General features: G+C 70.4%; 11 protein-coding genes. 8 read left to right on the top strand and 3 right to left on the bottom strand.

Annotation, left to right across the window (positions count from 1 at the left end):
* The first annotated feature begins 9 nt into the window (after window positions 1-9).
* Complete coding sequence (locus HALOF300_RS04215; RefSeq protein ID WP_156739585.1) at window positions 10-1,119, top strand: mandelate racemase/muconate lactonizing enzyme family protein; 1,110 nt, start codon at window positions 10-12, stop codon at window positions 1,117-1,119.
* On the opposite strand, the gene HALOF300_RS04210 is transcribed toward HALOF300_RS04215, so the two are convergent.
* Window positions 1,116-2,036 carry an SDR family NAD(P)-dependent oxidoreductase gene (locus HALOF300_RS04210; protein ID WP_156739583.1) on the bottom strand — a complete coding sequence of 307 codons (921 nt, stop codon included), beginning with the start codon at window positions 2,034-2,036 and terminating at the stop codon, window positions 1,116-1,118. The two genes, HALOF300_RS04215 and HALOF300_RS04210, sit on opposite strands and share 4 nt — an antisense overlap.
* Window positions 2,037-2,103: 67 nt before the next feature.
* The gene (locus HALOF300_RS04205; protein WP_156739581.1) at window positions 2,104-2,331 is read right to left on the bottom strand and encodes a DUF6458 family protein; all 228 of its coding nucleotides are present in this window, start codon (window positions 2,329-2,331) and stop codon (window positions 2,104-2,106) included.
* A gap of 305 nt (window positions 2,332-2,636) precedes the next feature.
* Between HALOF300_RS04205 and HALOF300_RS04200 the strand changes: the two genes are divergently transcribed.
* Entirely contained in the window at window positions 2,637-2,990 is a 354-nt protein-coding gene (locus HALOF300_RS04200) for a DUF1801 domain-containing protein (protein WP_156739579.1), read from the top strand.
* Between the two features lie 166 nt (window positions 2,991-3,156).
* Here HALOF300_RS04200 and HALOF300_RS04195 read toward each other — a convergent pair whose 3' ends face one another.
* A complete protein-coding gene (locus tag HALOF300_RS04195; protein ID WP_156739577.1) occupies window positions 3,157-4,236 on the bottom strand; it encodes a LacI family DNA-binding transcriptional regulator in 1,080 nt (359 codons plus the stop codon).
* 375 nt (window positions 4,237-4,611) lie between these two features.
* Between HALOF300_RS04195 and HALOF300_RS04190 the strand changes: the two genes are divergently transcribed.
* The 6 genes from HALOF300_RS04190 to HALOF300_RS04165 all read left to right on the top strand — a co-directional run bounded on the left by HALOF300_RS04190 (window position 4,612) and on the right by HALOF300_RS04165 (window position 12,744).
* The gene (locus tag HALOF300_RS04190; RefSeq protein ID WP_156739576.1) at window positions 4,612-5,922 is read left to right on the top strand and encodes an ABC transporter substrate-binding protein; all 1,311 of its coding nucleotides are present in this window, start codon (window positions 4,612-4,614) and stop codon (window positions 5,920-5,922) included.
* A 129-nt stretch (window positions 5,923-6,051) separates the two neighbouring features.
* Entirely contained in the window at window positions 6,052-7,089 is a 1,038-nt protein-coding gene (locus tag HALOF300_RS04185; protein ID WP_231955005.1) for a carbohydrate ABC transporter permease, read from the top strand.
* The gene (locus HALOF300_RS04180; RefSeq protein ID WP_156739574.1) at window positions 7,086-8,048 is read left to right on the top strand and encodes a carbohydrate ABC transporter permease; all 963 of its coding nucleotides are present in this window, start codon (window positions 7,086-7,088) and stop codon (window positions 8,046-8,048) included. The genes HALOF300_RS04185 and HALOF300_RS04180 overlap by 4 nt, the downstream gene beginning before the upstream one ends.
* Window positions 8,049-8,123: 75 nt before the next feature.
* Window positions 8,124-8,888, top strand: a complete 765-nt coding sequence (locus HALOF300_RS04175) for an SDR family NAD(P)-dependent oxidoreductase (protein WP_156739572.1) — start codon at window positions 8,124-8,126, stop codon at window positions 8,886-8,888.
* Window positions 8,885-10,714 (top strand): heparinase II/III domain-containing protein, encoded by a 1,830-nt coding sequence (locus HALOF300_RS04170; RefSeq protein ID WP_156739570.1) that lies wholly within the window; start codon window positions 8,885-8,887, stop codon window positions 10,712-10,714. Before HALOF300_RS04175 ends, HALOF300_RS04170 begins: the two co-directional genes overlap by 4 nt.
* Complete coding sequence (locus tag HALOF300_RS04165; protein WP_156739568.1) at window positions 10,711-12,744, top strand: DUF4962 domain-containing protein; 2,034 nt, start codon at window positions 10,711-10,713, stop codon at window positions 12,742-12,744. Before HALOF300_RS04170 ends, HALOF300_RS04165 begins: the two co-directional genes overlap by 4 nt.
* Window positions 12,745-12,746 lie beyond the last annotated feature (2 nt).

The following is a 12,746-nucleotide window of genomic DNA, read 5'->3' as shown; positions in this document are numbered from 1 at the left end:
CTCATCACTGTGCCAGCCGACCAACGCATCGCCGCGATCGAGACAGCCGAGCTCGTCACCCGCTACCCACGCACGATCGGGCGCAACGCCCGCCTCGGCAGCCACGGTTCCGGGCCGACCGCCCCTGCGGTCGTGGTTCGGACGGCCGATGGCGCGAGTGGGTGGGGCGTCGTCGGGAGGGGAAGCCTCGACGAGGTCGCCGCGCTGGTGGGCGCCGAGGTGGGGACCGTGTTCGACCCGAGCATCGGCGTCATCGATCCTCGGGCGTCGGCGCTCGACTTCGCACTCCATGACCTGGCGGCGAAGGACGCGGGCGTGCCCGCGTACGAACTCCTCGGCGGTCGCGGCGAGACCGCGGTGCCGTGCTACTCCGGTGCCATCTACTTCGACGACCTCGATCCCGACGACGCCCCGCGCGGCGTGAGGGCGGTTCTCGCGAACTGCGCGTCGGACCGGGAGGCGGGCTACCGGGCGTTCAAGCTCAAGATCGGTCGCGGTCACCGCTGGATGGACGCCGAGGCCGGCTTCGCGCGTGACGTCGAGGTCACGCACGCGGTCCGCGAGGCCTACCCGGACGCGCGGATCCTGGTCGACGCGAACAACGGCTTCAGCCCGCACGAGACGGTCCGGTACCTACGGGCCGTCGCCGACTGCGAGCTCTACTGGCTCGAGGAGCCCTTCCACGAGGACGCGATGAGTCTGCGGGTCGTCCATGACTTCCTGCGGGAGAGCGGCTCCTCGACCCTGATCGCGGACGGCGAGTTCGAGCCCGACGAGGCCCAGGTGCTCGAGCTCGCGCAAGCCGGGCTCATCGACGTCCTGCTCATGGACGTCGTCTCGTTCGGCCTCACGGACTGGCGGCGGGTGATGCCGGCCGTCCGTGAGTCTGGCGCAGACGCCTCCCCGCACGCGTGGGGCCTGCCGATCAAGACGTACTACGCCGCCCAGATGGCGGCGGGCCTGGGGTCGGTACGCACGGTCGAGGGCGTGCCCGGAGTGACCGACGGCGTCGACGCGAGCGGCTACGACCTCCTCGACGGCGTGCTCAGCGTCCCGGACGCGCCGGGATTCGGCCTCGAGCTCACCGCACCCACGCGGCCGCTCCAGCCGACGCGCTAACCGGACGCGCCGCCGTCGGGCGTGTCGAGCCCGACGAGCCGCGCGCTGTCGGCCCACAGCGCGTCGGCGAGGTCGTCCCGCACGGCCAGCGTCGAGGGGTCGGTCCAGGTGAGGCGCCCCGAGCGCAGCGCGGCGTAACCGCGCTCGTCGGGGGCGCGCCGACTGCCGTCGGCGAGATCGGTCAGTGCCCGCCCGGCGGCCTTCGCCGTGTTGAGGGTCGGTTGGAACCGGCGCAACGGGGCACCCGCCCCGGTGCCGAGCACCGCCCACGCCGCCCGCATCGGTGCCGGGAGGTCGCGGACGAGTCCGGTACCGAACACCTGGCCCGGGTCATAGGCGATCACGGTCGCGTCACGCTCGCGGACCTCGGGTCGGGATCGCAATGCCCGGGCGTTCAGGATCGCGCAGAGCTTGGCCGCGGTGTAGGCGTGCTGACCGGCCCTGCGTGGCTTCGGGTCCCGGTCCGGGTCCCGATCGGGGTGGGCGAGCAGCTCGGCATCGGCATGGCGCGGGACGGCGAGACTGGCCTTCGTGGCGGGGTCGTGCGTGCCGCTCGTGGTCAGCACGATGCGGGCGCCCGGGGCCAGGACCGGGAGCAGGAGCCGGGTGAGCAGGTAGTGCCCGAGATGGTTCAGGACGAACGTGGGCTCGTATCCGTCGGCGGTGCGACCGCCGGCGTCCGACCGGATCCCGCCGGCATTGAGCAGCAGGCCGTCGATGCAGGTGTCGCCCAGGCGCTCGCGCACCGAGGCCGCGAACCTGCGCACCGAATCCAGGCTGGTCAGGTCAAGGCAGTCGGTCGGGTCCGCTGGTACGCGCGCACCGACGATCACCCGGGCCAGCGGTTCATCTGCCAACGATGCCGCGGTCAGGGCGCCGAAGCCGGAACTGCCGCCGGTCATCACGAAGGTCGCCACGGTATCCGCTCCTTCGCAGGCTGACTCGACCGGCGCGGGGTTTGGGACCCGGGCCTCGGCGCGCGCCTCAGCGCGGCGGCTCGACCGGGGGCGGTCCCTCGCGACGCTCGACGACCGTGTGGGAGGTGTTGGTGCGCTGACGGTTCATGACCAGCGCAATGATCAGAGCGATCACTCCGGCAGCCATGCAGATGTACCCGATCATGGTCAGGTCCACGACGTCCCAACTGTCCCGCACCGCGAAACTGAGGATCGCGCCGAGCACGATCAGGAAGATGCCTCCACCGATGCCCATAGTCTGACCTCCATCCGGCACGGCCGGAGTGGCCGGCGCCTGTCCTCCATGGTGCCGGTGGACGGCTTGCACCGCATGTCGACGGCGGCGGTCGCTGCTCAGCCTGAGGTTGAGGCTTTGCGCGGTGCCGGCGCGCAAGATGGTGGTGTTCGTTCCCGTCGCGTCGTGACAGTGCGCAGGTGCACGTCCGCGCCCCAATGGCCTCACCGATGGCCGGAACCGGGCCTAGCAGCTCCTGCCACCTTGCACGCCTGCCCGCGCAGAACGCGCCTTGGCGCCGGCCGCTGGTGCCCTAGCATCCCCGTATGCCTGAGCGATTCGCCACCGTCGACGAGTTCCTCGCCGCCCAGTCACCCGAGCGGCGAGCCGACGTCGAGTCGCTGCGTGCGCTCGTGCACGAGGCGGCGCCGGCGCTTGCCGAGATCGTGAAGTGGAACTCTCCCGACTACGTTCTCGACGGCGTCGACCGGCTCACGATCAATGCCGCGGGCAAGGGTCGGTGCGGCTCATCCTGCACTTCGGAACCGAACGCGCCGAAGACAAGGACGCTCGACCGACATTCTCGGACGACCCTGAGCGGCTCCTCACGTGGCACTCCGATATCCGGGCCAGCCTCGCACTACCGGAGGCCACCGAACGGGCCGGGAAGCGCGACGTGATCATCGCGGTCATCCGCGCCTGGCTGGCCGAGGGGTAGCGGAAGGCCCGTGCCGGTAGATCGTCGTCCGACCACGGCGACGCCATCCCCGAGCCCGCCGCAGCCCAGCTGACGCAGGTGCCGGAGGTCGGAGTCGCCGATGTCGACTGGGATCCGGTGCGCGAGGCTCATGCCGAGATCGCTGCATCGGTGCCGGCGCCGGCGGGGGGCGGGGCACTCGAGGCGCGCACCACCAGTTCGGGGCGCAGCAGGACCGACCGGCCGGCTTCGGTGTCGGACCGGGTCTCGCTCGCGATGATCTCCTCGACGGCCAGGCGTGCCATCTCGGCGATGGGCTGGCGGATCGTGGTCAGCGGCGGGTCGTAGAGGTCCGCCAGGACGATGTCATCGAAGCCGACCACGGAGACGTCCTTGCCGACTCGCAGATCCAGGTCGCGCAGTCCCCGGCAGACCCCCAGCGCGGTCATGTCGTTGATCGCGACCACGGCGGTCGGTCGGTCCGCGCGGGAGAACAGCTCGTGCGCCGCGCGCCGGCCCACTTCAGCGGCTTCGACGTCGCCGAACGGCACGGCGTCCATCCCGGGCCACGAGGGCATGTCGTCGACGTCGATCCCGGCCGCCTCAAGGGCGGAGCAGAACCCGCGATACCGGGCGGTGCGGTTGACGCTTCGCAGCGATCCGGAGATGAATGCCAGGCGCCGGTGGCCCAGCTCGATCAGATGCGATGCGGCCAGATAACCGCCCATCGGGTTGTTGATGCTGATACTGACGACGGAGGCCGGGTCGTCCGGCTGGGCCGGCCGGTCGAACGTGACCAGGTGCAGCCCGCGCTCGATCGTCGGGGCGAGGTGGGCCAGCGACGGCAGCGACGTGCACAGCACCATGCCCCGTACGCCGTCCTCCCAGAGTTCCTCGACGTAACGGCGCTCGCGCTCGGGGTCGCGCTCGCTGTTGCACAGGAGCAGGTTGTACCCCCGCGCCAGCGCAGCGGACTCGAGCTCACGTGCGAATGCTCCCCAGAACGGGTTGCCCACCGAGGGCACCACCAGGCCCAGCGTGCGGGTCCGCCCCGTGCGCAGCTGGCGCGCCGCCCGGTTCGGCCGGTAGCCGAGCTCGGCGATGGCCGCGTCGATGCGATCCTTCGTGGCGGGCAGCATGCGTTCGATCCGCCCGTTGAGCAGGTTCGAGACAGTGCTGGGCGACACCCCGGCGGCTCGTGCCACCTGCTGAATCGTGACTTGTCCCATGGTCCCCATCCTCAAGGTTCTCGCGTACTGCGCGGCCGGGGAAGAGGGCCCATATCGGTCCTCCTCCACCGGCGGATGCCGCGGTGTGCCGTCGGTGGCACTCCGATGCATCGGTGCACCATCCTGCCACGGATCAAGGACGTGCGGGGCAACATGCAGTCGATGCGCTAGCCGTGAACGGCTTGCAAATTGTCACTTGACTCTCTGGCGAACTTGTATCTAGTGTCAGTGCATCGATACACCGGAGGAATCGGATACCGAAGTCCGATACTCCCGATGGAGAACCCCGACGCCGTTGTCGAACGCCTGCCGACGACGTCCGCACCGATCGAGTTCCACCCCGATGTCACATGCACCCTCGAAGGGAAACCACGCATGAGTTCCAGAACGAGCCGCACGCGGCGCGGCGCTGCCGGCCTGACCGCTGCCCTTGCCCTGACCCTCGGCGCCTGCTCCGGCGGCAGCGACGCCGGTGGCGGTGGCGACGCCGCCCCCGGCGAGGTGAGCGGCGACATCACGCTGCTCACCCCGATCTACGAGGGCACCGAGGGGCAGCGCCTCCTCGAGGACGAGTTGCTCCCGCAGTTCTACGAGCAGTACCCGGATGTCACCGTGACCGTGGACTACACCACGTACGGGCAGCTCAACGAGAAGCTCACCACTGCCGTTGCCTCCGGCCTGATCCCGGACGTCATGATGATGGGCGTCGGCTGGATCGAAGGGTTCGCCGACCGCGGGATCCTCGCGAACCTGTCCGAGGACGCCGGGTACACCCAGGCCGACCTCGAGGCGGACTACGCCCCCCAGATCGTCGAGGCAGGCATGTGGGAGGACAGCGTGTACGCGCTGCCGATCATGCTCGACACCCGGGTCGGCGTGGCCCGGATGGACCTGCTCGCCGAGGCGGGCTACGACCACACCCCGACCTCCTGGGAGGAGCTACGGGAGATGGCCATCGCGCTCACGGAGCGTGACGCCGCCGGTACCCTGCAGCGGACCGGGTTCGACATCATGTCCACGGACCTGCGCCAGGGCTTCGAGACGATGTTCTTCTCCTCCGGCGGCTCCCTGTTCAACGAGGACTTCACCGAGCCCACCTTCAACTCGCCCGAGGGCGTCGAGACCCTGCAGTTCCTCGTCGATCTCGTCAACACCGACGGCGTCGAGGACATCGGATTCTCGAGCACCGACGCCGAGGTGAACCCGCTCCTCAACGGTCGGGCGGCCATGGGCATCACCCACAACAGCCTCTGGACCCAGGCCGAGGAGGCCGCGCCGGACGTGATGGAGCACCTGCAGCCGTTCACGATCCCCGGTGAGGTGCCCGGGATGTTCTTCGGCGGCACCATGGCCTCGGTCGCGGCCGGTTCCGACCACCCGCAGGCCGCGCAGGCCCTCACCGAGTTCCTCGCCAGCCCCGACGCCGCCCTCGCCGCGAACGAGCAGCGCGGCAACGTGCCGGCTCTGACCGAGCTGCTCGACAGCGACTACGTGCAGGGCAACGTGATGGTCCAGTTCGCCATGGAGAACCTGGACGTCGCCCAGCGCGAGGGCGGCCCGCCCGCCTGGTTGGAGATCCGCGGCGACATCACGCCTGCGATCGAGGCCGCCCTGCTCCAGCAGCAGACGCCACAGGAGGCGCTGGACGCCCTGGCCGCCGGCGCGCAGGCGGCGATCGACCGATAGCGCCGGCTCGGCCCGGCCCGCCGCATGGCGGCGGCCGGGCCGGCTGGACCGCACTGCGTCAGGGCAGGGCGCGGCCGATCGACTTCTCGCCCGGGTGCGGGCGAAGCGACATTCGACAAGGACGTGATGATGAGCGCACCACAGCACAACCCGGCGGGAGGAGCCGCGGTGCTCGCCGCCGCGGACGGCCCCGCGACCGCACCGGCGATCGCGGCGACGCCCGCGGCGACCGGCCCGATGGCCGTACTGACCGGCCGCCTGCGAGGCAGCCGGCGCCGCCCTCCCCGGGTCGCGCCGTCGAGGTCCGGGCGCAAGACCCGGCGCGCCGGGTGGCTGATGGTCGCCCCGACGATCGCCCACATCGGACTGTGGACCCTGATCCCGGTGATTGCGACCTTCGCGCTGAGCCTGACCGACTACAGCGTGTTCGACGCCCCGGCCTGGATCGGCCTGGACAACTACATCGAGATCATCAACGACGCCGCGTTCCGCAAGGCCACCTGGAACACGATCGTCTACACGTTCTGGACCGTGCCGGTCTCGATGGCGATCGCTGTCGTCATCGCGGTCATGCTGAATCAGAGGCTCCGGCTCCAGAACTGGTACCGAGCCGCCTTCTTCCTGCCGCAGGTCACCGCGACCGTCGCGATCGCGATGGTCTGGCTCTGGATGTTCAACCCGCAGACGGGCCTGGTCAACGGGATCCTCTCGGTCGTCGGCATCCCCGGGCAGGCCTGGCTGGTCGACCCCGAGTGGGCCCTGTGGGCGGTGATCGTCGTGGGCGTCTGGCAGGGCATCGGAATGAAGATGCTCATCTACATCGCCGCGTTGCAGAACATCGACGAGAGCCTCTACGAGGCGGCCTCCATCGACGGTGCCTCCGCGGTCCGCAAGTTCTTCGCGATCACGCTGCCGATGTTGAAGCCGGCCACGTTCTTCGTGTTCGTCATCTCGATCATCGGCGCCTTCCAGGTCTTCGACCAGGTCTACGTCCTGACCGACGGCGGACCGGCGAACGCCACCACGATGATGACCTACGAGGTGTACCGGGCCGCGTTCCAGGACTTCCGGATGGGTCTGGCCTGCGCACAATCCGTCCTGCTGTTCGCGTTCCTGCTCGTGATGACCCTGATCAGCCGCCGCGCCACTCGAGGTGATGAGGAATGAGCACGTCCACCCCCGCCGCACCGCCCGCCACGTCGGCTGCGGAGGTCCGAGCGACCCGCCCTTCTGCGAGCAACCGCCGCGATCGCAGGGCCCGCGACCGTCGACGTTTCGCGACCCGGAGCCTGCTGAACCTGTTCCTGCTCGTTGGGGCGTTCACGATGATCGTCCCATTCCTGTGGATGATCTTCACGTCGCTGAAGAGCCCGGCCGAGCTGGCGCTCTTCCCGCCGACGTTCTGGCCGCAGGAGTGGCGCTGGGAGAACTATCCGGAGGCCCTCGCGGCGGCGCCGTTCCACATCTACTTCCGGAACAGCTTCATCATCGCCTTCAGCCACACCGCGATCACGCTCGTGTTCGCCTCCATGGCCGGATACGCGCTCGCCCGGATCCCGTTCCGGGGTCGGGAGTGGATCTTCATGGGCATAGTCGCGATGCTCATGATCCCGACCTACTCCAAGATCGTGCCGCAGTTCCTGATCGTGCGGTTCATGCCGCTGTTCGGCGGCAACGACATCCTCGGTCAGGGTGGCACCGGTTGGCTGAACAGCTGGTGGGCGCTGATCATCCCGGGTGGCCTGAGCGCCTCGGCGATCTTCCTGTTCCGGCAGTTCTATCTGTCCCTGCCCAAGGAGCTCGAGGAGGCCGCCCGACTCGACGGGCTCGGCGAGTACCGGATCTTCGCGCAGATCTACACGCCCCTGGTCAAGCCTGCGCTCGCCACGGTCGGCCTGCTCACCTTCCAGGACAGCTGGAACAACTTCCTCTGGCCACTGCTGGTGACCACGAGCGACAACCTACGTGTCATCCAGGTCGGCCTCGCCGTGTTCCAGCAGCTCGACGGCACCGCCTGGGGCTATCTGATGGCCGGCACCACGTTGGCAACCGTCCCGATGGTCCTGCTGTTCCTGTTCTGTCAGAAGTACTTCGTCCAGGGATTCGCGAACGCGGGCATCAAGTAGCGGCGCAGGCCCGGCGCCACCACGACCGAGCAACGACGGGCCACAATCGGGCCCACCGAAGGAGAAGGAACCAGCATGCAGATCGACCTCACCGGACGCCGTGCCCTCGTCACCGGGGGTGGGGCCGGGATCGGCGCCGCCATCGCCCACGCGCTCGGAGTGGCCGGTGCCGACGTCGCCGTCCACTACGCACACAGCAAGGAGGGAGCCGAGCGCGTCGCGGAGAGCCTCACCCAACTGGGGCGCCGCTCCGTCGCCATCGCTGGCGACCTCACCGAGGCGGTCCAGGCCAAGGCGGTCGTGGAGCAGGCCGCCGGCGAACTCGGCGGCCTGGACATCCTGGTCAACAACGCCGGCCACCTCGTGGCCAGGTCCCCGATCGCGGACATGAGCGATGAACTCTGGGAGCAGGTGGGTGCCGTCAACGTGAGCAGCACCTTCTTCACCACCCGCGCCGCGATCGGCTATCTGAGGGACTCGGCGGCCGGCCGGGTCATCCTGATGTCCTCCCTCGCGGCCGAGAACGGCGGCGGTGCCGGATCGGTGGCCTACGCGGCCTCGAAGGGCGCCGTCATCGGCTTCGGTCGAGGACTGGCGAAGGAGCTCGCACCGGACGCCATCACCGTGAACACGCTCGCTCCCGGATTCATCGGAGACACCGCCTTCCACAACACGTTCAGCCCCCCTGAGGCCCAGGCCGCGATCGTCGCCGGGGTGCCGCTGAAGCGGGCCGGCACGGTGGACGACGTCGCCGGGGTCGCGGTGTTCCTCGCCTCGGACCTCTCGTCCTACGTGACCGGCCAGGTCATGGACATCAACGGAGGAACGAACTTCCGGTGACGGACATCCTCGGCGCCCGCGGTGGGTGGTGGCACAACTACGTGTGCCCCACCCACGGCACGGAGCTGCTACCGGCCGACGGCGAGACCTGCCCCTGCCCGCACGGCTGCCGCCTGCAGGGCGAGCCCTACATCTCCGCGTGGACCGTGCTCGACCACCAGGGCAAGGCTCGGGCGGCGCGACTCGCGGCCCGCCGCTATCACGCGGGCCGTCAGGATGCCGACCGTGACGAGGCCACCCGGATCATTCGAGGGTTCGCCCGGGTCCATCGTGACCTGGCGGGGGAGTGGAGCGAGCAGGCAGAGCCGTGGATGCTGCGCGGGCGGCTGTTCGCCCAGGCCCTGACCGAGGCCATCTGGGCCGTGCAGCTCGCCGACGCGATCGTCACCCTCGGACCTGATGCACCCATGAGCACGGACGTCGTGGACCTGGTGGAGGGTCTGCTGGCGACCGTCGGTGCGGCGCGCGAGATCCTGGTGGTCGATCGAGGCGAGCCGGGCAGCAACTACACCGCCTGGCTCGACGCGGCCGGCGGCATGCTGAACCGGGCCCTCGAGGTGCTCGGCCGGCCCGCCGACGTCGGCACCTGGGTGGCGCGCACGTTCGAGCATCTGGAGCTGGCGGTCGCGGCGGACGGTTGGGAGTGGGAGGGCTCCACCTACTACCACCTGTTCGTGCTGCGTGCCTATCTCCTCAACCTGCGCGGCACGCGGCCCACCGACCTGCCGACGGCCGCGGTCGCGAGGCTCGCCGCCATGGTCGCCGTGCTCAGTTCTCTCGCCACCGGCGACGGCACGCTTCCGATGCTCCACGACGGTCCGTACGACCGTGACGGCGTCCACCTCGAGGTTCTCGAGATCGTGGCGCTCGCCGGTGGCCTGTGGCGTGGCACCGGCCTTGACCGCGTCGCGGAGCACGCCCGACGGCGGTTGGCCGGTAGGTATGACGGGCTCGAGGACATGCTCGGGTCCTGGTTCGACGGTGACCCGCTGCCGGCGCTGACCGCCGACCGGGCGTCGGTGCACTTCGCGGACGCCGGGTACCTGGTCCTGCGGGACCCGACGGACTCCATCCAGGCGGTCGTCGACGCCGGTCCGCACGGCGGCTCGCACGGGCACCTGGACAAGCTCGCCCTGTACCTCTACGGCGCCGACGGCGCGTGGCAGCCGGCGCCCGGGGTGCCGCCGTACGGCAGCGCCCTACGCCGCGGGCACTATGCCCGGACGCTCGCGCACCCCACCGTCCGGGTGGACGACGCAGACCAGAACGAGAGCTCCGCCGTCGTGACGGCCTGGGAGGTGAGCGGGGACCGCACCCGCGCCGCCGCGCAGACCGACACGGCGATCGACGGCGTCCGGCTGCGACGCGAGGTGATCCTCGCCGGCGGCTGTCTCGTCGACGTGATGCGGGTCGAGACCCGCGACGGCGCGGCCCGGGACGTGACCCTCGCGTTGCGTCCCGCGGTGGCCCTGACGGTGTGGGCCGCCGACGGCGGCTGGCGGTCGCGGTGGGCCGCGGACACCGGCGCCGAACCGGACGAGCCGGTGGCGTCCGGCTCGTCGGAACCGGCGGTGCTGCACGGCCTGCACGCCGCGACCGTGCCGGCGGACCTCGTGCTCGGCCCGGGCCGTGGGCCGTCCGACGACCCGTCCCGGCTGGTCCACGTCGCGGACTGGAGCGCCCACGGCGCGGACGTCACGTTCGTGTCCGTGTACTCGGCCGGGGATGCCCCGGACACGCTCACGATCGACCAGACCGACGGGCAACTCACGGTCGAAGTGGGCGCGGCCGACGGTACTCGAACGACCTACGAGGTGATGAGATGACGACCCCCACCCTGCTCCTCGACGGCCACGAGGACCGACTGTGCGCCGAGGCACACGGCGTGCGGGCGCGCCAGTTCCGCCGGCTGCTCGAGGAGTGCGAGCGCTATCGCAGCGAGGGGCTGCCCACGGAGCATCCCAGCGCCTCGATCACCTACCTCGGTGCGGCGGCCGCGAACCTCGCGCTCGCGTACCGGATCACCGGGCAGGGCCACTACCTCTCCGAGCTGCGCCGCTGGCTCGCGGTTCCGGTGGGGTTCGCGCACTGGGGCAGGGCACACATGCCCGATCACGACCTGGACGCGGGCTGGCTGCTGCACGGGCTCGGGCTCGCGTACTCCTGGGCCGGGTCCGCACTGCCCGCCGACGAACGGACGGCCCTGCGGGACAAGCTGATCCTGCAGGGTGCGCGGATGTACGAGTTCGCCGTCTCCACCGAGGGGCAGTGGTGGTCCTCGTCGTACTGGCAGAACCACAACTGGATCTGTTACGCCGGACTCGCGACGGCCGGCTATGCCGTCACCGCCGAGCACCCGGCGGCCCGGGACTGGACCGAGCGGGCGAAGGCGAACTTCGACACGGTCCTGGACATGCTGCCCGCGGACGGCTCCAATTCCGAGGGCGTCGTCTACTGGCGCTACGGCGAACCCTGGCTGGTCAGCTACCTCGACGTCCTGCGGTCCGCGGAAGGGCTCGACTGGTTCGGCCGCAGCGACCACCTGCGCGAGACGTTCTGGTACCGCCTCTACCAGGCGGCGCCGGACCTGGAACGGATCGTCGACCACGGCGACTGCCACGACCGGCGCAGTGGGCACCCGGTGGCCATGTACTACAAGCTCGCGTCGGAGTACGGGATCGGCCAGGCGCAGTGGCTGGCCGAGCAGGTCACCGAAAGCTTCCTGTGGCGGGAGGCGTACGAGAGCGGGGTGCGCCCCGGGATCAGGGCCGAGGCCTACCAGGAGTTCCTCTGGTACGACCCGAACGTCGAGCCGGTGCCGCCCGACGATCTGCCGACCAGCCGGCACTTCCCCGACCTCGGTCTCGTGGTGGGCCGGACCTCGTGGGCCGAGGACGCGACGCTGGTCTCGTTCAAGGCCTCCCCGGGTGGCGGCCACAAGGCCTGGGACACCTCACATGACCTGCTCGAGCAGCGCGGCTGGGTGACCCTGAACGCCGGGCATCATCACCCGGACTCGGGCACGTTCGTGCTGCTCGGCGAGGGGTCCTACCTGGCCGTGGACGAGGGGTATTCCTCCCGCAAACGCACCGAGCACCACAATGCCGTCCTCGTGGACGGCAACGGCTACGTCAATGAGGATCGCTACCACGTCTACAAGGACCTGGACCGCGAGTACACCGCCCGGATCGTGACCACGACACTCGGAGCGGGCTGGACCCACGCGGTCAGCGAGGTCGCCGCCATGTACGACCGGGCGCTGGGGGTGCGGCGGGTCCGCCGGCACCTCGTGCTCACCCCGGGTGGGGTCCTCGTGCTGGTGGACGACCTGGCGGCGGATGCCCCACGCGAGTGGACCTGGCTGCTCCAGACCGACAACCCGGCGTGGGCACGTGAGGACGGACTCTGGCAGGCGGATGCCGGCCGCGGCGTGCTGCGCGTCCACGCCTGCGCCCCCGACGATGTCCGAACGGACGTGGTGGCGACCCCGATCCACGCGAACCCGACGTCCTCGACGCCCTCGCTCGCGATCGAGAAGGTGCAGCACACCCTGCGGCGGACCACCGGCCTGGCTCGCGCGGCCACGTTCGTCAGTGTCCTCGAGCCGCGGCCGTGGGCGGAAGCCGACGGCGGCGCGCGGGTCCGGGCGCACACCGAGGGCCGGGTGGTCCGTGTGGAGATGATCGCCGACGGCGTCACCGATACTGTGCTGCTCGACCTCGACGGCGCGGCGGTGCCCGGCGCCGGTGCGGCCGTCGTGGGCGAGGGGTTCGCCGGGTGGCACACCGAGCGTGGCGGATCGGATGCCGCGGGGATCGCCGGTGCGGCATTCGCTCGGGCGGCGAGGCAGGAATGATG

It is taken from the genome of Occultella aeris (assembly GCF_902703175.1).
GTDB classification, from domain to species: domain Bacteria; phylum Actinomycetota; class Actinomycetes; order Actinomycetales; family Beutenbergiaceae; genus Occultella; species Occultella aeris.
The sequence above is the reverse complement of the archived record's forward strand: the minus strand, read 5'-3'. Positions and strand labels throughout refer to the sequence as shown.